The sequence below is a fragment of the Leptospira jelokensis genome (assembly GCF_004769635.1).
GTDB lineage: Bacteria > Spirochaetota > Leptospiria > Leptospirales > Leptospiraceae > Leptospira_A > Leptospira_A jelokensis.
This window is the reverse complement of sequence record NZ_RQGH01000026.1, coordinates 491157-509595: the sequence shown is the minus strand read 5'-3', so window position 1 is coordinate 509595 and position 18439 is coordinate 491157. Positions and strand designations below refer to the sequence as shown.

At 38.0% G+C, this 18439-nt stretch carries 20 protein-coding genes and 1 other RNA gene; 9 read left to right on the top strand and 12 right to left on the bottom strand.

The annotated features are described in order from the left end of the window. Nucleotides 1-18: 18 nt before the first annotated feature. Both EHQ62_RS12350 and EHQ62_RS12345 read left to right on the top strand, forming a co-directional pair. A complete protein-coding gene (locus tag EHQ62_RS12350) occupies nucleotides 19-393 on the top strand; it encodes a hypothetical protein (RefSeq protein WP_135643195.1) in 375 nt (124 codons plus the stop codon). A gap of 42 nt (nucleotides 394-435) precedes the next feature. Beyond that, nucleotides 436-1587, top strand: a complete 1152-nt coding sequence (locus tag EHQ62_RS12345; protein ID WP_167482875.1) for a serine hydrolase domain-containing protein — start codon at nucleotides 436-438, stop codon at nucleotides 1585-1587. A gap of 776 nt (nucleotides 1588-2363) precedes the next feature. Here EHQ62_RS12345 and ssrA read toward each other — a convergent pair. After that, nucleotides 2364-2713, bottom strand: a transfer-messenger RNA (tmRNA) gene (ssrA, locus tag EHQ62_RS12340). 96 nt (nucleotides 2714-2809) lie between these two features. On the opposite strand from ssrA, the gene EHQ62_RS12335 reads away from it, so the two are divergent. The 4 genes from EHQ62_RS12335 to EHQ62_RS12320 all read left to right on the top strand — a co-directional run bounded on the left by EHQ62_RS12335 (nucleotide 2810) and on the right by EHQ62_RS12320 (nucleotide 5942). Beyond that, on the top strand, nucleotides 2810-3952 hold the full coding sequence (locus EHQ62_RS12335; RefSeq protein ID WP_135643191.1) for an LIC13341 family surface-exposed protein: 1143 nt from the start codon (nucleotides 2810-2812) through the stop codon (nucleotides 3950-3952). 96 nt (nucleotides 3953-4048) lie between these two features. Beyond that, nucleotides 4049-4702, top strand: a complete 654-nt coding sequence (locus EHQ62_RS12330) for an FFLEELY motif protein (protein ID WP_135643189.1) — start codon at nucleotides 4049-4051, stop codon at nucleotides 4700-4702. Continuing rightward, a complete protein-coding gene (locus tag EHQ62_RS12325; RefSeq protein ID WP_135643187.1) occupies nucleotides 4699-5436 on the top strand; it encodes an OmpA/MotB family protein in 738 nt (245 codons plus the stop codon). The genes EHQ62_RS12330 and EHQ62_RS12325 overlap by 4 nt, the downstream gene beginning before the upstream one ends. A gap of 119 nt (nucleotides 5437-5555) precedes the next feature. Next, nucleotides 5556-5942: an LA_2478/LA_2722/LA_4182 family protein gene (locus EHQ62_RS12320; RefSeq protein ID WP_244241759.1), complete on the top strand. Its 387-nt coding sequence runs from the start codon at nucleotides 5556-5558 to the stop codon at nucleotides 5940-5942. 86 nt (nucleotides 5943-6028) lie between these two features. Here the strand turns inward: EHQ62_RS12320 and EHQ62_RS12315 are convergent, their stop codons facing one another. From EHQ62_RS12315 to EHQ62_RS12300, 4 genes are all read right to left on the bottom strand, one after another. Then, nucleotides 6029-6751, bottom strand: coding sequence for a hypothetical protein (locus tag EHQ62_RS12315; RefSeq protein WP_135643185.1), 723 nt, complete (start codon nucleotides 6749-6751; stop codon nucleotides 6029-6031). A 304-nt stretch (nucleotides 6752-7055) separates the two neighbouring features. After that, entirely contained in the window at nucleotides 7056-7919 is an 864-nt protein-coding gene (locus EHQ62_RS12310; RefSeq protein ID WP_135643183.1) for a DUF2167 domain-containing protein, read from the bottom strand. A gap of 188 nt (nucleotides 7920-8107) precedes the next feature. Beyond that, nucleotides 8108-8881 carry a hypothetical protein gene (locus EHQ62_RS12305; protein WP_135643181.1) on the bottom strand — a complete coding sequence of 258 codons (774 nt, stop codon included), beginning with the start codon at nucleotides 8879-8881 and terminating at the stop codon, nucleotides 8108-8110. 87 nt (nucleotides 8882-8968) lie between these two features. Next, on the bottom strand, nucleotides 8969-9682 hold the full coding sequence (locus tag EHQ62_RS12300; RefSeq protein WP_135643179.1) for an MIP/aquaporin family protein: 714 nt from the start codon (nucleotides 9680-9682) through the stop codon (nucleotides 8969-8971). 134 nt (nucleotides 9683-9816) lie between these two features. Here EHQ62_RS12300 and EHQ62_RS12295 point away from each other — a divergent pair, with 134 nt between their 5' ends. From EHQ62_RS12295 to EHQ62_RS12285, 3 genes are all read left to right on the top strand, one after another. Next, nucleotides 9817-11118 (top strand): malic enzyme-like NAD(P)-binding protein, encoded by a 1302-nt coding sequence (locus tag EHQ62_RS12295; protein WP_135643177.1) that lies wholly within the window; start codon nucleotides 9817-9819, stop codon nucleotides 11116-11118. 143 nt (nucleotides 11119-11261) lie between these two features. Beyond that, a complete protein-coding gene (locus EHQ62_RS12290) occupies nucleotides 11262-11633 on the top strand; it encodes a phasin-related domain-containing protein (protein WP_015677288.1) in 372 nt (123 codons plus the stop codon). Between the two features lie 171 nt (nucleotides 11634-11804). Beyond that, nucleotides 11805-12650: an LBF_0142 family lipoprotein gene (locus tag EHQ62_RS12285; RefSeq protein WP_135643753.1), complete on the top strand. Its 846-nt coding sequence runs from the start codon at nucleotides 11805-11807 to the stop codon at nucleotides 12648-12650. Between the two features lie 113 nt (nucleotides 12651-12763). On the opposite strand, the gene EHQ62_RS12280 is transcribed toward EHQ62_RS12285, so the two are convergent. The 7 genes from EHQ62_RS12280 to EHQ62_RS12250 all read right to left on the bottom strand — a co-directional run bounded on the left by EHQ62_RS12280 (nucleotide 12764) and on the right by EHQ62_RS12250 (nucleotide 18408). Next, nucleotides 12764-13360, bottom strand: a complete 597-nt coding sequence (locus EHQ62_RS12280; protein ID WP_135643175.1) for an energy transducer TonB — start codon at nucleotides 13358-13360, stop codon at nucleotides 12764-12766. Nucleotide 13361: 1 nt separating this feature from the next. Continuing rightward, a complete protein-coding gene (locus tag EHQ62_RS12275; RefSeq protein ID WP_015677138.1) occupies nucleotides 13362-13784 on the bottom strand; it encodes an ExbD/TolR family protein in 423 nt (140 codons plus the stop codon). A gap of 1 nt (nucleotide 13785) precedes the next feature. Then, on the bottom strand, nucleotides 13786-14205 hold the full coding sequence (locus tag EHQ62_RS12270; RefSeq protein WP_015676438.1) for an ExbD/TolR family protein: 420 nt from the start codon (nucleotides 14203-14205) through the stop codon (nucleotides 13786-13788). Nucleotides 14206-14227: 22 nt separating this feature from the next. Beyond that, the gene (locus EHQ62_RS12265) at nucleotides 14228-15076 is read right to left on the bottom strand and encodes a MotA/TolQ/ExbB proton channel family protein (RefSeq protein WP_135643173.1); all 849 of its coding nucleotides are present in this window, start codon (nucleotides 15074-15076) and stop codon (nucleotides 14228-14230) included. 85 nt (nucleotides 15077-15161) lie between these two features. Beyond that, nucleotides 15162-15938, bottom strand: a complete 777-nt coding sequence (locus tag EHQ62_RS12260; RefSeq protein WP_135643172.1) for a cobalamin-binding protein — start codon at nucleotides 15936-15938, stop codon at nucleotides 15162-15164. 5 nt (nucleotides 15939-15943) lie between these two features. Further along, entirely contained in the window at nucleotides 15944-16639 is a 696-nt protein-coding gene (locus tag EHQ62_RS12255) for a potassium channel family protein (protein ID WP_135643170.1), read from the bottom strand. Nucleotides 16640-16644: 5 nt separating this feature from the next. Beyond that, nucleotides 16645-18408: a TrkH family potassium uptake protein gene (locus EHQ62_RS12250; RefSeq protein ID WP_244241758.1), complete on the bottom strand. Its 1764-nt coding sequence runs from the start codon at nucleotides 18406-18408 to the stop codon at nucleotides 16645-16647. Nucleotides 18409-18439: the final 31 nt, after the last annotated feature.

Genomic DNA, 18439 nt, shown 5'->3' with positions numbered 1-18439 from the left:
ATTCTTAAATTTTACCCCATGTCTTCCTCGCCAAAACATTCTTTATTCCGTTGGTTTTTAGGTTTTTATTTTCGCCTGCTTTGTATATTAGCAGTTGATTTGGTTGTCACATTGATCAACGGACAAGTATTGGGATTAGCAAGCAAATATGAAAAACCGATAGCAACCCTGATTGGAATGGGTGTTGTTCTCATTCTATTTTTCTTCTTGTTCTCAATTATTGATAGGCTAACAAAATTTGTTTTGAAAATGACCGTGGATATTGGAAATTTCTTGGTCTTTCGTAAATCGGCCATCCTTCTTATCTTATGTGGGATTTCATATGGTATCTATATGTTATATTATCATACTTGGTTTGGTGTTTGGCCAAAGGTTAATTTTGCATTACGTTGACAAACTTTCATTTCACTGTTTTTATACAAGATGGGATCAATTATGAACAATCAGATATCAATTTTTATTTTGTTACTTTCAATGGCTGCAATTGTTCAATGTTCTGTGCCGAAAACCAAGGAAGAAAGGACAAAAAGTTTTTTGTCTGAATTTGAATCTCTCTTGGAAGGAAAAACTGATTTTAAGGGAGGACAATTTTTAGTTTCGATAGGCCCAGAGGAGCATTTCGGATCTTACGGTCAATCCTCTCCAAAAGATGCATTTCACTCAGCGAGTGTCGGAAAACTTTTTACGATGGTTTTAATCCGAAAATTGTCGGAAAAAGGTAAAATTAGCCTAAACGATCCCATTCATAAATATCTAAACAAAGAATTGCTGAAAGATTTATTTGTTTATGAAGGCATTGATTATGCTAGTGAAGTTACAGTTGAACAATTGTTATCTCATACTTCAGGTGTTAATGATTACTTTGAAAGTAAGGGTATCGATGGAATCGATTTTATTCAAATCATCCAAACAAAACCAAACATAAAATTTGAACCTGTTGATTTAATTTCCTACACACAAAAAAATCAAAAGGCTTCTTTTCCACCTGGCAAAGGTTTTCTATATTCGGATACAGGTTATATTCTACTTGGATTGATAATTGAAAGTATCACCAAACAAAAATTTGAAAATGTTCTGACCAAAGAAATTCTAAAGCCACTCGATATGTTGGATACATATATGTACAAACGTTCAACTCCGCTATCAGGTAAATTACTGCCCATATCTCCTATTTACCTTGGGACAGTTGAGGTCACCAACTTTGATAGTGTAACAGCGGATTGGGCAGGGGGAGGATTGATTACAACGACGAATGATTTATTGAAATTTCAAAAGGCAGTTTGGAATGGAAAATTACTTAGTAACTCCAAACCTTTGGATTGGATTGGTAACCACAGTTTTCATACTGGAATTTTGTATGGATCTGGGTTTATGACAATTGACTATGGAGAAATATTTTTTTTGTTACGTGGAACTCCTAAAATGTACGGACATTCAGGAATCTTAGGAACATTATTGTTTTATAATCCCGAATTAGATCTCCATGTAGTCGCTAATTTTGGAGGTTCTAATCAATTAGAATCCAGTTTTCGATGGATGTTACATGTTGTTCGCATTGCCAAAGAAATAAATATTTCTCATGAGTAGCAATTCTGTTCCTAGGTAATTTGGATGATCCATAGCTTGCAATTGGAATCATTTCTGAAACAATGATTCAGAATTTAAATTTTATGTTTAGGTTTCTACTTCGACTTCGTCATATGTCTCTGTTATACGACTTTTAGAAGATTAAGCAAGCCAGTTTTCTATTTTAAATTCATTAATACTTTTGAATTTTTATAAACTTTTTCAGGTTTTTTATTAATGATATAGATACCAATAATTGTATCTAAACAATATTGATTCAGATACTGAATGCAATATAATATCTGTTACATGGTGATATTAAGAAATACCAAACCAAACATCTATATACTTTAGCTTAGTACCCATAGTGGACGTGTTTGCTTCGAAAAGCACCCAAGGATGGGTGCGGGCGCGAAATCTGGCCATGGATGGCCAGTTGAGCGCGAGAAGCGAATGCCGAAACTTGGAGACGCCGGGAGTCGGCTTCCACGGTTCTCCCATCCAGGTCGAACACGTTCCAGCCCGTCCCGCTCGAGGTCTCAGGCATCCTGCCTTCGACAGAAACAGCTTCACGCTCCCTATGGGTCGCTACTGTTTCTGACTCTCGCGGTCGTTCGACTCCCGTCGTAATGCTGTTGTTATATGAAGTTCTTAAGAAATACCAAACCAAACATCAATATACTTTAGCTTAGTACACATAGTGAGGGTGTTTATTGCGAAAAGCACCCAGGGATGGGTGCGGGCGGGAGCTCTGGCCATGGATGGCCAGGCGAACGCGAGCAATGAATATCCGAACTTTGGAGACGCCGGGAGTCGAACCCGGGTCCTATCGTCCTCAAATGCAGCTTCTACACGTTTAGTTTGCAAATGAATTTCGGAAAGACTTACCCTACAAACGGGGGACTAATTCCTATCCTACTTAGAGTTCAATCCGGTTCGAAGCGGGCGACAAATCCGGAAGGTCCTTAGAGAGGTGTCGGTTTCTTGGCCACCTAAGGAAACAGCCAATGAAACCGTAGAGCTTAAAATTAAGCTGCTAGAGCAAATTCGTTATTTGCAGTTATTGTTTTGAAGGTTTTTAAGAGGTCCCTCACCCCTACGTGCCACTGAATCCAAGCCAACAACAGTCGAAACCAATGTCGTCCCCTATTCTTACTACTTAGACGATGATAATCGTTCGAATTGTTACGAAAAGCAAAAAAGGTTGAATTGGGGTTTTGTTGTGCTGGAATGTTTGTATTCCATGAATTTTTACTCTTACAGAATCATTTTCCTGATTTTTACCCTTTTCCTCTTTGGATTCTTTCCTTCATGTTCTCAAAAAGAACACCCATCTGAGAAAGAAATCCGGGTTTTCGTGTACGGCAAAGAAGAAGGCGATCCCATCCGTATCCTTGGACAAAAACAAATCAATTTGGATGAATCTCCAGAAATGGAAACCTTGGTTCTCTTCCAATCTGGCCAAAGCGAAGTGTTGTCGGCATTTCGCAAAGAAGGTTCCTCTTGGGCATTCTTATGGAAGTTAGAATTTTTCCAAAAAAATCTGGGGCCGATGCATTATGACGGAAAACAAAATGCATGGATTCCGGGTTCAGTAGCCGGCGCAGAAAAATTAACCTTTTCTGGGGATTGTTTGAGGAGAGTGGTTCTTGCTGAACTTCCTGGTGATAATTTTAATTCCGTCTTTGTAGAAGTACTTTCCGAAGAACCACCGTTAGGTCTATTTTCTGTTCCTATGGGTTATCGCAAAGGAAAAAAGATTTGGGATGGATTCCAACTCAAAGAACATGAAGAATTAAAACGAAGTAAACGAGTAGAATTCGAGTACAACGCCAAAGAGAAATCGTTTCGTATCTTTCCAACAAATCCAAATTATTCGCAAGAATTTGTATTTAATGGTTGGGAGATGATTGCAAACCTTCCTATGCAACCGGTACCTTCATTTGTTTCCCTTGAGATGGAACCAATATTTGAAAAAGGAAAAGAATCGTTAGTCACTTTGCAACTTAAAAACAGAGGTAATTATGTTAGTTTAACGTATCTGTCTCTATCATTGCCAGATGCAGGTTCAATTCGATTGGCTAATGAAACCCAAGGAGTTCGTTTGTATAAAAAAGGGGATATCGTTTACAATATAATCCAAAATAAAAAAATCCCAGCCGAATACCCTCTCTTAGAAGTAACAAAGGAAGGATGGGCAAATAACTTCCGTTATGGAATCAAATTTTATTACACACCAATAACGACTGACAACCCTCGAATTTTATTTCGATCAACTTATAAATTTTACCAGGAAATCATTTCAATTCCAAACCAATACTCAATTGCTCCGTATGAAAGAGACCAACAAGGTTTTCCATCCTACATATTGAATCAAGTGAAGTAATGATGGAAATGATTTCAAAAACATTCGAAATAACAAAAGAATTTGAAAACTTATTTTGTTTAGTCTTTATCGTTATGGAATTAATTTAACGCATCCATGAATCAAAAATTATCAGAAGAAATCTTAGTGGCAAGGCGTGAAATTGTACGTGCGCAAGTAGAACGATTCCATTTGTTTTACTATGATTTTTTTCATCGGGCAGAAACCATTGGAATGGCTAAATTTTTCTTTGAAACTGTTTACAATTTGGATGGCAAAGAAGAATGGGAGGCATTGGCCTTCCAAACTTATGACAAAGTGAAAAACATGTTAAAAGAGGGAACTCGGGAAAGTATTGAACGATTGATGGAATTAAATTCAATAACCGATGCACTCGATATTGAAATGGCAAAATTATTAATTTCCAAAGGTTGGGTGTTTGGAAACGAAATCAACCAAGAAGAATACTTTCAATTGTTTTGCGAATTGGATAAACGAGATGTTCGTAAAAAACAATTAGAAGTTGTACTCTTTAACTTAAAAAAGTTTTATGAATTGGCTCACAAACCTGTAAGTGCTTATATCATCAAACCCGCTGCGATGATGTCGAGGTTGCTAGGCGTTTATCCATTGTTTAAAAAAGTAGAACAAGGTTACTATGCTACGTTACCGGTGAACCAAACACTATTCGAAGAGTTTTATGATTTAGTCAAAGTGAAAGAATGGGATTTTTTATATAAGGCTTTCCCCACTTTAAAAGAGGAAAAATGAGAAAACGTTCTCGATTTGTATCAAAAGAAGAAGAACAGGTAGAATCACAGGATCGCTGGTTGCTAACCTATGCTGATATGATCACACTTCTTTTGGGACTATTCATTATCTTATATGCTGTCAGCAAAGTAGACTCAAAAAGATTAACTGAGGTGGCAAAAGATATCAAACGTGGATTTGGACTCAATGTAAGTTCCGTCGGTGCTTTGTTAGATGGAGGCTCGGGGATTTTGGAAGACGATACAATGGTTCCCAAATCGGAAGTTTTTCGGCTTTGGGAAAGGATTGGATTTGCGTTAAAAACATTAAAAGAAAAAGCAAAGTTAAAACTTGGTTTGGCAGAAACGGAAGAATTAAAATTGACGTTTGTTGGTTCCGATTTAGCTTCCGATGACATATTAAAATCAGATCCTGATCTTAAATTTGCCTTTGAACAATTAGCAGTTTTATCCAAGGGGATGGATATTGATATTGTCGTCCGAGTTCACATCCCTTACGAATCGCAAATCGACAAGTCAAAATTCCAAAACTCTTGGGACTACCATTCCAATCGCGCATCACTACTTGCAGAAAAACTTGTAAATGAATATGGAATTCCCAAAGAACAAGTTTCTGTCCAAGGTTATGCGATGTTTCAAAAATCCAAAACTTCAGATACTCCTGAAAAAAAAGCAAGTGAAGAGAGAATTGAAATTCTGATTCGGAAAAAAGAAACAGCAGAAACAACCAAGTAGAGTATTTAAATTTACGAATTGCATTTTTTTTAAGATTTCCATTTATGAAGTTATTAAGGCCATTTCCCATGAATTCTTTTTTCAACCGATCCAAGTTCAAAAGATATCCAAATAGATCTTTGGTTCTTATCATTCTCCTGATTTTATTTAGCCAAATGTTTTCTTGCAAAAAAGAGAAAGGAACCAATCAAATCGAATGGCAAAATGAATCTTTGAGTTTGACATCAGAAATTTGTAAAAAATTCCGTGAGTGCGCTGATACCGAATGGAAAACCATTCCAGAGAATTTGAAAAAATTTACCGAGGGTCGTTTGGAAGAAACCAATTGTCAAAAACGATTTCGTGAAAGTAATGCATACAAACTCATCGGTGGTGATCCTAACCAGATCCAAACACACTACAAAGAATGCCACAAATCAATTCTATCAATGAGTTGTGGTGATTTACAATTAGGGAAAATGAATCAGATTCCCGCATGTGTTTCGTTCCAGAAGATTCAAAATTAAAATACTTTTTAAAATCTTAAACTTTAAGGTCTTCAAGTTTGGGAATGCAAAGTATCTTGATGGAAACGATCTATTGATTTACCGAATCATTCTTCAAAATCAGCCAAAAACGAATTGATGTCTGTGGAATGTTTACCTTTATTTTTAATGCAAAATTCAAATACTTTTTTATGATTTTGCGCAATTGACTTAAATGACCACCTAGCCGCTGAATATATTAATATTTCATCGATTGATTTCTTTTTGGTTTCAGTAGCTAACAAAAGTTTATCTAAAAACGTAACATCTCCTGTGGCAAAGAAAGAATTCCATAACATATCTAAATAAACTGGTTTTGTTAAAGGTACGGCTCTAAGATCGATTGGTTTTCGATCACTCGATAGTTTTGTAAATACTTGTTTGAGTTCTTCGTTTTCAGTCGATTGTAAATATTTTAGAATTTCCTTTTTGCCATTCTCGCCTTGCGAAAGAAACATTGCATGAGCAAAAATAAACTTATCATCATCTGATAAGTGAATCTGGTCTCCAAACCAAACTGGTATTTTGTCATCATGAAATTTAAAGATTTGTGCGAAAAATGGTACAATATGCCTTTCATTCTCTTTATCTGCATTTAAATTTTTCTCTAAAATGAAATTGATGGCACTTGGAATCAATTCTACTTTCGGATTTGTGTAATAATAACTCATAAATGCATTTAGATCTGAGTGTGTTGCAATTTTAGTTAGTGAATTGTATTTGGATTCTTGTGCATCCAATGAAATAAAACAAAAACAGAAGAAAATGAGAAATAAGAATGATTTTTTCATATAGAACCATAACCCATGTTTTTCAGAATAGAAAGTATGTTAAACGAAGTTCGACTCACATACAAATGGAATTTTTTAATCAATTTTTGGTTTGAATGATTTTTTGACTAAAAGTTCATGTTTTTGCAGAATGAAAGGTTTTCGATTTTGAGAGAGGTGATTCGCTCGATTAAAATTTACCTTCGATTGGTAGTGATGATTTTCCATTTGGATCGAAACTCTGGTTGGGGATGGATCCAAACCAGGTTTCGAACACTAATAAACTTCTATTGTGACAAATCCATATAAAGTGGTAAAACTACCGTTATACGGAACTATTATCTGCTTTTTTGGTAAGAATTTTCTTTAAAAAACCTAAGGCTGCTACGGCACCTAAGGCAATCACCTTCCAAAATTTTAGTAACAAAGCAAAAAATCCTGCTTTGGCCAAAACCTTTCCTGCAATCAGTCCACCAATTCCATACGCTGCCATTTTATCAATGCCAGGGGAATAATCGGAATACTTTTCACCATCGTTAAACTCAGTGGATGCAAGGATAGCAGGGATATCGTTTTGAACCAATTTAAGTTTCTCAATGTCGGAAATTGCATTTAATTCCAAAATTCCTTTTCTGCCTAAAATTCGAATATTGTAATTGAGTGTATTGACGGTATCACCTTCAAATTTGAGTTCTTTTGCCCAATGGAGTTTCTTTGAAGAAGAGTCATAAAATGGTTTATTTGCCCAACCAACCAGTTCCATTGTCGGATAACCTTCTTGTTTTCTTGCATCATTCCCTTCAGAAATATCTTCTTTCATGGATTTTAGAAGATCATCATAATTGATTTCGTTAGCATCTGAATCGCTGACATAACCGTCTTCTGAAAATGAATAACTAAGGGCATATGTAAAATTATCACTAATAGGTGATTGGTCTGATTTAAATAACATTCCGAGGATACCTTCGTTCAAAGGATTGCCCCAAACTTCATGTAGAACAAATTGACTTTGTTTCGCATCTAAAAACTTAAATCCCTTTGGCACTTTGATGGTCGCCAGTTTGTCACCAATGGTGACACTGCCCGTTTGGTATTTGAGATTGTTTACTTTTTTGAGAATATCATCTTCTGCAAAAAGGGTGGATGTTAATAGAAACAATCCTACTAGAATTGTTGTCAAATGTCTCATACTGTTACTCCGTTAGATTCTAATTCAAATTTGAAATTTCAAGTTTTGACATTTTAACGTTTGTTTGTATCTCGTTGCAAGAAACAAAATATTGATTTAAAGAATAAATTCAATAATGACTGCAATTTCTGACGAATTGATGTCATTATTTCTTTGTTTTACTGAGTTTAGCAATCCTTTGGATGGATTTAATTTGAAGTAAAATTGATTTCCTGCGATAAAGAAATCATAAATGTATCATTGCCTTTAAAATTGAGGTTGTAACTAGTTGGACCAAATTCCAACCAAAGGTATTTTCTCATGACCGTAAATGAAATTTCTGTTGTACCATAATAGAAACCAAGCCCGGTGAAGGGGCTAACAGAATAAGCAGTACACGCCTCTCTGATTGTACACTTTCCCAAACCAAAATCGATTCCAATTGTAGGTTTGAAAAATCCAAAAAATTCTTTTTGGTATCGTGCTCCTAAATCAATAAGATTTGCTTCAAAATTGACACCACTTTTTAATTCTCTACTCTCGAATTCAGGAACTAATAAAAAAACGGAATACACAAAAAATCTTTGGATCAGATTGATTTGTTCAAGGTTTGGGTTAAAATTATCAAAGAAAAATTTTGCATCCAATGCTAAAAGATAAGGACTCGATTTAAGTTTCGTATTAGTAAATCCAACACGTAAAAAAATATTTTCGTCATATTGGTTATCTTCGTATCCAACTGTTGTATATTCAGTTCTATATTTGATGTTTCGTTCAAATGCAACTGGTAATAATTGTAATTGTTTTTCCGAAAATGCTGGTTGGGATGCAATCGTTGCTAAACCAACACCAGGTGATATGATCGGTGCGGTTCCATTGATACTCCCACTTCCGTATTGAGCATAAATGCGTTTTGTTTCGGCAGATAGAGAATGTGAAAATAAAAAGATGAGAATAAAAGAATATTTTAGTTTTTTAAACATAAATTTAACATTGGGTGCTCTGAAAAAGTAACACCCATTAAGTTATGATGATGATTCGTATCCGGGACGTAAATTCTTTTTCGTTTTTTAGATCACAAAACGAATCAAAGCTGCGGCAAGTCCGCCACCCACTAACGGAATGACTACGGGTAACCATGCATACTTCCAACCAGATTTTCCTTTATTGGGTATTGGAACGATTGAATGGATGATCCTTGGGCCAAGGTCACGAGCAGGGTTAATGGCATAGCCAGTGGTTCCTCCCATTGAAAGTCCAATGGCCCAAACAAGGAGTGCCACAAAGCCAGTGCCAGCAATCCCCGGAGCACCACCATTTAACGGAGAAAAAATGGCGTGGATCCCTAGAATGAGAAGGAAGGTTCCAAACCCTTCACTGATCACATTGGAGAGTGTGTGTTTGATGGCAGGTTCTGTGGAAAAAACGGCCAATATTTTCCCTGGGTCCTTGGTTTCTTTCCAATGGGGTAGGTAGTGTAAGTACACCAAAAAAGCTCCGAGGCTTGCGCCAGAAACTTGTGCGATCGCATATGGAAAAAAGATCGAATAGTCTCCTGATTGGATGCAAACGGAAAGGGTGACAGCGGGGTTGAGATGCGCACCAGGGCTACCAAGTGCCTTTGCGACAAGCACACCAAAACAGACAGCAAGAGCCCATGCTGTGGTGATGGTGATCCAACCAGCATCCTTTGCTTTGGATTTTTCTAATAAAACTCCTGCGACAACTCCATCGCCTAAAAGGATCAGCACAGCCGTTCCAAAAAATTCGCCAACCAGTTCCAAAATGCCCTCCTTGGGACTTCGATGAGGACTTTATCTAAAGGGACATAGAACCTATGACAACCTTTTTTGGACGTCCTTCTATCCAATTTATTCTAGGATTTTCCATCGAATCAGAAATCATGGGAAAATAGACCATGAAAAATCACGCGCTTGAGTATCACTCTAGGTTTCCAAAAGGAAAAACCAAAGTAGTCCCGACAAAACCTACGGAGAACAGTTATGACCTGTCACTAGCTTACTCACCTGGTGTCGCATACCCTTGCCTTGAAATTGAAAAACAACCTGATCTCGTTTATGAGTATACCAACCGAGGGAACTTGGTGGGGATCATCACCAATGGAACTGCCATTTTGGGTCTAGGCAACATTGGAGCTTCCGCTGGAAAACCAGTAATGGAAGGAAAAGCAGTTTTATTTAAAAAGTTTGCAGGCATCGATGTGTTTGATATTGAAATCAACGAAACAGATCCTGAAAAATTCATCACCATTGTAAAAGCCCTCGAACCAACGTTTGGTGGTATTAACTTAGAAGATATCCGTGCTCCAGAATGTTTTCATATTGAAAAAACATTAGACCAAAGTATGAAAATTCCTGTTTTCCATGATGACCAACATGGAACGGCAATCATCTCGACAGCGGCACTTCTCAATTCTCTTGAACTCACTGGTAAAAAAGCAGAAAACTTAAAAGTAGTGATCAATGGAGCAGGTGCTGCTGCTATTTCCATTGCCGAGATGTTAACTCATATTGGAGTGAAACACGAATCCATTTTTATGTTGGATTCTCGCGGTGTCATCAACCACAAACGGACCAACCTACACGAATCCAAACTTCCTTTTGTTCGTAATACGGATGCAGAAACCTTAGAAGATATCTTTCCTGGTACTGACCTATTCATTGGCGTTTCTGTTGCCAATGTGGTGACAGAAGCAATGGTAAAGACAATGGCTGAGAAACCAATCATGTTTGCCCTTGCCAATCCAGACCCTGAAATCCCTTATCCTGATGCAAAACGAGCGAGACCAGACCTGATCATGGCAACGGGGCGAAGTGACTATCCAAACCAAGTGAATAACGTACTCGGATTTCCGTTTATCTTCCGTGGGGCACTTGATGTCCGTGCAAAAGTGGTGAACATGGAGATGAAACTGGCAGCGGCCTATGCTTTAAGTGAACTCACAAAGATCCCTGTTCCAACAGAAGTATGCCAAGCGTACAACGAAATTGAAATCCGATTTGGGGAAGACTACATCATTCCAAAACCACTTGATGAACGCGTGTTATACCATGTTGCCCCTGCGGTGGCAGAAGCGGCTGTGAAAACGGGTGTGAACCAGGTTGCATACCCTGGGCGAGACGCGTATGTGAAGTTTTTGGAATCGATCATGGCACAACAAAAAGAACCGATCAGTGCTTTGGAAATCGAAACCGATTGAAATAGGGTCCCATTCCCTTGGCGTAACTTCAAAAAAATTTTAAAAAAACTGATCCATCCTAGAAAAAGTACTTGTTTAATTTTGTGCAACGCACATAACTGTGTTGTGCGTTGCACAAATAGGTGAAAACCAGGAGCTAAATTATGGAAAAACAAATCATGGACATTCTTAACGCTGGAATCGGTCTTTTTCAATCTGGAAAAGAAGGTTTAGAAAAAGCAAAAACACAATTGGAATCTACTTACAATGAGTTAGTTTCTAAAGGTGCTTTGGACAATACTGAAGAATCAGTAAAGATCCGCCAATCTGTGGACAAAATCCTAACAGACATTAAAGAATTCTCTAGTGTTGCTGGAAAGAACTACGATGAAACTCGTTCTAAAATCGTAGAAAACTACAACAAAATTGCTGAAGAAATCAAAGCAAAAATGCCTGAAGGAAAAATTGAATCCGTAAAAGCAAAAATCAATGAAGTAGCGGAATCAATCAAAAAAACAGGTGCTGCAAAAGCATAATCATCATTTAAGAAAGAGAGGGTCGGGTTTCCGACCTTTTCTCTCTCCTTTCCATCTTCCTTCCGTTTTCTTTTTTAACCAAAGCCAAGCAAATCGTTTCCGAATGATTTGAGTTTATCGCAATTACTTTCCCTATTGACAGGCATTTGTTTGGGTTCCAGTTTGGAAGCAATGTTACGTTTTCCATTCATCATCATTCCTTTCTTTTTACTATTTTTCTCGTGTTCTATTGCTGATTTACGTCCACCGAGTTTATCTTCAGACCGTGTGGATCCAGAATTAAAGAAAAAAGGGCTAACGTTTGTTACAAGTCCAACAATCAAAGAGTTAACACCGGGTGACTGGAAGGATTACAAACAAGTTCAATTTGTTGTAAAGGATGTTTGGCATTCCAAATTTGTTCGTTTTTTTACACCCATTAAAGAATCGGAGCAAAGGATGCGTGTGTATTTGGATTTCGAAGCCAATGCAATGCAGGTGGAGTTCCTTGGTGGTGAAAAAAAGGGACTGATTTACGGATTAGATAAAAAGGAAACTTATTACATAGCAGCTGACACTGGTAAGGTGTTTATGGGGGATGATGAGGTCAGGATTTATTTGGAATCACTTCGTTTGTATTTAACACTTCCTTGGCGTCTAAAAGAATACCCCATCATCCAATATGCAGGTCCCACTAAGAAATTAAACCAAAACTATGAAGTTGTTTATTTTACGTCGGTGCAATTAAACGCAAATCCAGATACCGATCAGTATGTGGGTTATTTTGAAACCACAAGTGGTGCTTTAGAATGGATGGAATTCACGTATCGTGAACTATTTAGTTTTTATAGAGGTGTTTTGAAATACGGGTTTTATGAATCTTGGAATGGAAAACAATACCCAAGAAGGATCACGATTTTAGATACATTTGAAGACCCTGACTTTGTCCATGAAATCCGAATCGAAAAAATCGAAATCCCAGAAAAACCAATGGAAGAAGTGGATAAGGTTTTGGAATTACAAGATCCAGGGAAATGAGTTAGGCAGTTTTCCTGCGAAAGGGATCGTAGCGGAAATCCTGCATTCCATGCAGATTGGAGCGGAGAGCCCGGTCCACCACTGCCAAGGTGGTGGATTCGCCAAAATGGGTTTTAGTTCAATGTGAATCGAATGGGAACAAGCACTTTTACAGTGATTGGTTTTCCTTCTAAGATGGAAGGAGAAAATCGTTTTCTGCGATACACTTTGATAGCTTCCTCTTCTAACCCACCACCTAACTGTTTACCAACGGAGCGAACACGTAACACTTCTCCAGTGTTTGAGATCACAACTTCTAAGGTCATGGTTCCTGTGACACCCAAGGCTTTTGCATCGGATGTATATTCTGGACGAACATTAGGTGATAAATCGACCGGAGAAGTGGCACCTGAAACAATAGGGTCAGAGGCTCCAGCAATCCGTGGGTCTTCCTTTTTTTCTTCCTTCTCTTTGTCGGTTAAATCAAAGTCACCGTCAGTTGGTTTGGAATCCGTAGTTGGTTCTTGGATTTGAACGTTATCGATAAAGGCAACTTCTTCTACAAGGTCATCCAAACTATCTGTTTCCAAATGAGGAGTGAACCAAAAAAGGATGATTAACGCCTGTATAACGGCAGATATTCCAAGACCCGTTTCCATTCGGTAACGATCAATGAATCTGTGGATTCTTTCTCGTTTGGATCTTTTTTGTGTAACAACTGTTCCGCTCACGTTACTTACCTTTTAATCCGCCACCTTGGGTGGTCTTGGTAACAAGAGAAACCTTTAAGGCACCAATCTCTCGGAGCGTTTCAAAAACATTGTCTAGTTCTTCATACGTAAGGTCTTGGTCAGCGTGGATCAAAACTTTAAGATCAGGTGTTGTGGAAATTTTGGCTCTGATTTCACTCATCGCTTCGTTCAGTTCCATTTTCACCGAGTTGAAATAAACAGTTCTTTTTTCGTCTGCAGTCAGGTAAAGATTGGCGATCTTTTTGTTTAACTGCTCTCCGCCGGGAACATCTGGTAAATTGATGGGAAGGTCAGGATCGGAATCCAATACGGAGGTTACCATAAAGAACACGAGGAGTAAGAAGGCAATGTCTGCCATCGAACTCACTGGAACTGAAGGTGCGACTCTCTTTCTTCGTAACATATTATTTCTTCTTTCTCACTGAGATTTTTTCAAATCCGCGAAGTTGCACTGCTGATAAAGCATCCAACATCTTTGCATATTTGGTATCACCGGTTGTAACAATGAGTGCTAGTTTGTTTTTGAGGTCAGGGATTTCCATTTGGTTTAGGTCATCGCGAAACTCTTTTAAACTAACATATTCTTTGGTTCCGAAAGCAGGGTTACGCATCTTGTAACGATCTTGTGTGACCAAAATTTCATATACATTTTTGCGTAAAAACGGCTGTGGTTCGGATTGTTTGCGTGGAAGGGAGATATTCAAACCTTCCTTTACAAAGAATACTGCTGTTACCATAAAAAATACCAAGAGTAGAAAGGCAATGTCCGACATTGACGCTGCCGAAATTTCCTCTAGTTCTTGTTTTTTCTTTAACTTAATCATGGTTTGTTTCTTACCGTTTGCGTTATGCTTTTTTTCCGGCTTTGAGTTTTAAGTATTCTTTGTAGATCTTGTTTGCTGCTTCTTCTACTTCAGATGTAAAAAAACCAACGCGGCCTTGTAAGTATTGGTAAAAAGTCATCGCAGGGATCGCAACAATCAAACCAGCAGCAGTTGTGATCAAAGCTTCTTTGATACCACCAGCAACTACTTTCGCATTCACTTGGTCAGCGTTTGCAATCGCATCAAATGCGTTGATCATACCGGATACGGTTCCAAGGAATCCAACGAGAGGAGCAATGGTCGATACTGCAGAAAGAACAGTAAGTCCTTTTTCGAGAAGTGTCATCACCTCACCAGCTTCTCTTTCGATACCAGCGGCAAAAATTTCTGGATCGTTTTGGGAAACTTCCATTCCATTTTTTAATACGTCAGTGATACGTTGGCCTTCATTTGCTTTTAAGAATTCATCAACACCTTGCATTCCAGAAGCATCGATGGCATCTTGTAAGTCTTGGTTGTAACCTTTTCTCACAAGTTTTGCAGTGAAGAAAAAGTACATCCTTTCCAGGATCACGCCAAACCCAACGATGGAAGAAAGTAAGAGTGGCCACATCGACCATCCACCAGTCACAAATAATTTTACGAGTCCGATTTCAGAATCTTGCGAGGGAGCTTCTGGTTGCGCTTCGGCAGCAGGTGCAGGAGTTTCTGTTTGTGTCTCTGCATTTTGAGTGGTTTCCGCTGCAGGTGCCGCAGTTGTTGTTGGGGTAGATTGTGCTTCGATTTTTCCTGCAATTGCAAAAACTGTGATCACCGCGATCACAATCGACAAAGTGATATTCTTCTTTGTCAGGTTACATGAAACGTTCATGAATGTCTCCATATCTGATTGATATGTTTCAAATCTAGAATATCTCTGTTACAATTAGATGACAGCCGGATGACAAAGAGGGTAATTACGTTGTCATAAAGAGCTCTCTCAGTTTGGGAATGCCTTCTAAAAACAAGGCAGGACCTGGTTGTAATATAATGCTTGGGTCCATTTCAAAAATTCGGTTTGTTTGGATGAATCCTGTGGATTGCCATTCGGGTTTGTTTCGCACCCAGTCCCAGTCCATCGCTTTCCCACACCAGGATCCGACGTAGATATCGGGGTTGGCATCCCGGACATCTTCTGCTTGGATGATGCGGTCTTTGGCAAGTTTACGTTCTTTTAGGTGGGAAAAACAATCGATCCCACCAGCAAGGGAGATGGCTTCGCTCACCCACTGGATCCCCGTGATGATAGGTTCGTCCCATTCTTGGAAAAACACCTTCGGTTTTCGTTGTAAGGTTTCATTTTCCTGTTTCCAGCTTTGGATTTGTTGTTTCCAACCTTTTGTCAGGGACATCGCCTTTTCCGATTGTCCGACAAGGTTACCGATGAGTAACATATTGGAAATGATTTCGGTTATGGAACGTTGGTTGAAGATGATCACATTTAACCCTCGTTCAATGAGATCTTTGGCGAGTTGTCCTTGGATATCGGAAAATCCAATGACCAGGTCTGGCTCCAAGGATAGAATTTTTTTGATATTGCCACTAATGAAGGCAGAAACTTTGGTTTTTTCTTCTTTGGCACGAGTTGGTCTTTCTGTATAAACTGAAATTCCTACAATCCGTTTTTCTTCACCTAACAGATAAATCATTTCGGTAGGTTCTTCTGTTAAACAAACAATTCTTTCTGGGCCCATGGATTTTATGTTTCTAGAAATTTAGAGAGATCCGATTGGGACCCAAATAAGACAACCACATCTTCTTCTTTTAAAACGGTATTGCCATGTGGAATCCCAAGGATTTTTTCAGATTTGGAATCCGAAGCTCGTTTAGATTCTTTGTTTGTGAGGGGGCGTTTGATGGTGATAACATTGATATTGTATTTATGTCGTAAGTCAGCTTCGGCAATGGTTTTGTTGATGTAGCGTTTAGGAACTGTGACTTCCACCACACTGTATTCATCTGATAACAAAAAGCTAGAACGCATCCCGGTAAAAGAAAATATCTCCGCCATACTCCTTGCCGCTTTTTCTTCTGGATTGAATAAGTCTCTGATTCCGAGTAATTCTAATACTTTTTTTTGCAGTTCGGTTTGGTATCTGGCATAAATTTGTTTTACACCTGATTTTTTTAAACTATCGGCACAGATGATGGAAGTTTCAAAATCATCGGCAAGAGCGATCACTGCAAAATCCACATCTCCTATCCCTTGTGAACGTAATGCATGTTCATCGGTAGCATCGAGTGCCACCGCTACGGTTACATAGTCCTTTATGGTATCAATGATCACAGGATCTTTGTCGATCGCAATCACTTCGTGCCCATCTTCAAAAAGGTAACGCACAAATAGTTTTCCGAAACTTCCAATACCAATGACTGCGATTTTTTTTCTTTGCATAGTGATTAACCTACAACTACATATTCTTTGGGATATTCGTAAGCGGTATGATCCGCTTTTTTAGATAGTGCGATGAGTAAGGTAAGGATCCCAACTCGTCCCACAAACATAACAATACAAATCAAAATTTTACCAAAGTCAGTTAAATGAGGAGTGAGCCCTCTTGACAAACCAGTTGTGCTAAACGCAGAAACAACTTCAAAACATAAATCGATAAAATGAGCATTTTCTGTGAGTAACAAACAAAAGATGGAAACAAAGATCACAAATAAAGATAAAACAATGGTGGCACTCGCCCTCGCAATCGTTGAGTCAGCAATGGTTCTATGGTCTATTTCCATACGATCTTTCCCACGAATTTGATTGATGATGTTTAAAAGGGAGATGGCAAAGGTAGTCGTTTTGATTCCTCCTCCTGTGGAAACCGGAGAACCACCAACCCACATCAGAAAAAATGTAATAAAAGTCATTGGATGGCCCATCAGACCTAAATCAAAGGTATGGAGTCCACCGGATCGTGTGGTAACAGAATAAAACAGCGAATGGAATATCTTTTCTCCCACCGAAAATCCTTTTAAACTGATATTCCATTCCAAAAACAAATGAGAGATCCATCCAAATATTAATAACAAAGCGGACATTCGAAAGACTAATTTTGAAGTGAGTGACCAACGAAATTTATGGTCTTTGGGATGGAAGATACGAGTCCGAATTTGGTAAAGGACAGGAAAACCCAAAGATCCAAATACAATCAAAAACATAAGTATGGTTAAAAACCCTTCCGCATCTCTAAATGCTTCCGTCGCCATCCCATTAGGCATCAAACTAAAACCAGCATTACAAAATGCAGAGATGGAATGGAATACTGAGTAATAAATTTTTTCAGGAAACGATACAGGAAAGTTTTTTGGAAAATTATAAAAGAGTAATATTGCACCCACAAATTCAATGATTAATGTTTGTAAGGTGATTTGTTTTAAGGTTTCTTTTGCTCGCCCCATTGTTTCTTGCGATAAAAGGTCTTTTACCATTAATGTATCACTGACAGAACCTTTTCCTGTTAGAAAAATAGAAAAAAAGCTCGTGAGAGTCATAAGTCCAAGCCCACCCACTTGGATGAGGAGTAATATCACGAGTTGTCCTGTTAAAGTGAATTGTGTGCCAATGTCTATGGTTGATAATCCTGTCACACATGTGGCACTGATGGTTGTAAATACGATATCAATGGTGTTTACAGTTCCAAAACTAGATTTTGGAAAATGTAAAAAACAAACTCCTAATGAAATGATAAATGCAAAGGAACCAACAAAGACAATCGAAGGGTTTAGTTTTTTAGATTCTCTTTTTTTTGATAAACGAAAGAAGTGGGCTAAGTTAGAAAATAAAAACAAAATCTGATTTGCAGATAAAAAGATAAGGGTCGTGTCTTCTCCTGAAATATGATAAGACTTTAAAATAGAGATGATATTTTTTTCATAAACCACTTCAAGGCCCAACATCAAAAGGATGATGAGTTCGATTTTATGTAATTTGAGGTAATCTCTCCATTTTTTCTCTGTAAAGAGGATGTGAAGGGTTTCATAACCGATAAAAAAGCCAACCAAAATTCGGATGGAAAGTGTTACAGATCCTTTCCATTCTTCTGGATAAAAAAAACCAAAATCTAAAATTAAAATGGCAACGGATAAAAATCCAAAAAAAATATAAAACATCCTTCCGATAAATCGTAGGTGTTCCATATAGAGCTTACGGATTTCAAATCGTTTCAATTGAAAGAATTCGAAAATGCGGAATAAAAAA

Coding starts and splice junctions, on each gene's coding strand:
- EHQ62_RS12350 (WP_135643195.1), top strand. CDS start 19: ATGTCTTCCTCGCCAAAACATTCTTTATTCCGTTGGTTTTTAGGTTTT.
- EHQ62_RS12345 (WP_167482875.1), top strand. CDS start 436: ATGAACAATCAGATATCAATTTTTATTTTGTTACTTTCAATGGCTGCA.
- EHQ62_RS12335 (WP_135643191.1), top strand. CDS start 2,810: ATGAATTTTTACTCTTACAGAATCATTTTCCTGATTTTTACCCTTTTC.
- EHQ62_RS12330 (WP_135643189.1), top strand. CDS start 4,049: ATGAATCAAAAATTATCAGAAGAAATCTTAGTGGCAAGGCGTGAAATT.
- EHQ62_RS12325 (WP_135643187.1), top strand. CDS start 4,699: ATGAGAAAACGTTCTCGATTTGTATCAAAAGAAGAAGAACAGGTAGAA.
- EHQ62_RS12315 (WP_135643185.1), bottom strand. CDS start 6,751: ATGAAAAAATCATTCTTATTTCTCATTTTCTTCTGTTTTTGTTTTATT.
- EHQ62_RS12310 (WP_135643183.1), bottom strand. CDS start 7,919: ATGAGACATTTGACAACAATTCTAGTAGGATTGTTTCTATTAACATCC.
- EHQ62_RS12305 (WP_135643181.1), bottom strand. CDS start 8,881: ATGTTTAAAAAACTAAAATATTCTTTTATTCTCATCTTTTTATTTTCA.
- EHQ62_RS12295 (WP_135643177.1), top strand. CDS start 9,817: ATGAAAAATCACGCGCTTGAGTATCACTCTAGGTTTCCAAAAGGAAAA.
- EHQ62_RS12290 (WP_015677288.1), top strand. CDS start 11,262: ATGGAAAAACAAATCATGGACATTCTTAACGCTGGAATCGGTCTTTTT.
- EHQ62_RS12285 (WP_135643753.1), top strand. CDS start 11,805: ATGTTACGTTTTCCATTCATCATCATTCCTTTCTTTTTACTATTTTTC.
- EHQ62_RS12275 (WP_015677138.1), bottom strand. CDS start 13,784: ATGTTACGAAGAAAGAGAGTCGCACCTTCAGTTCCAGTGAGTTCGATG.
- EHQ62_RS12270 (WP_015676438.1), bottom strand. CDS start 14,205: ATGATTAAGTTAAAGAAAAAACAAGAACTAGAGGAAATTTCGGCAGCG.
- EHQ62_RS12265 (WP_135643173.1), bottom strand. CDS start 15,076: ATGAACGTTTCATGTAACCTGACAAAGAAGAATATCACTTTGTCGATT.
- EHQ62_RS12260 (WP_135643172.1), bottom strand. CDS start 15,938: ATGGGCCCAGAAAGAATTGTTTGTTTAACAGAAGAACCTACCGAAATG.
- EHQ62_RS12255 (WP_135643170.1), bottom strand. CDS start 16,639: ATGCAAAGAAAAAAAATCGCAGTCATTGGTATTGGAAGTTTCGGAAAA.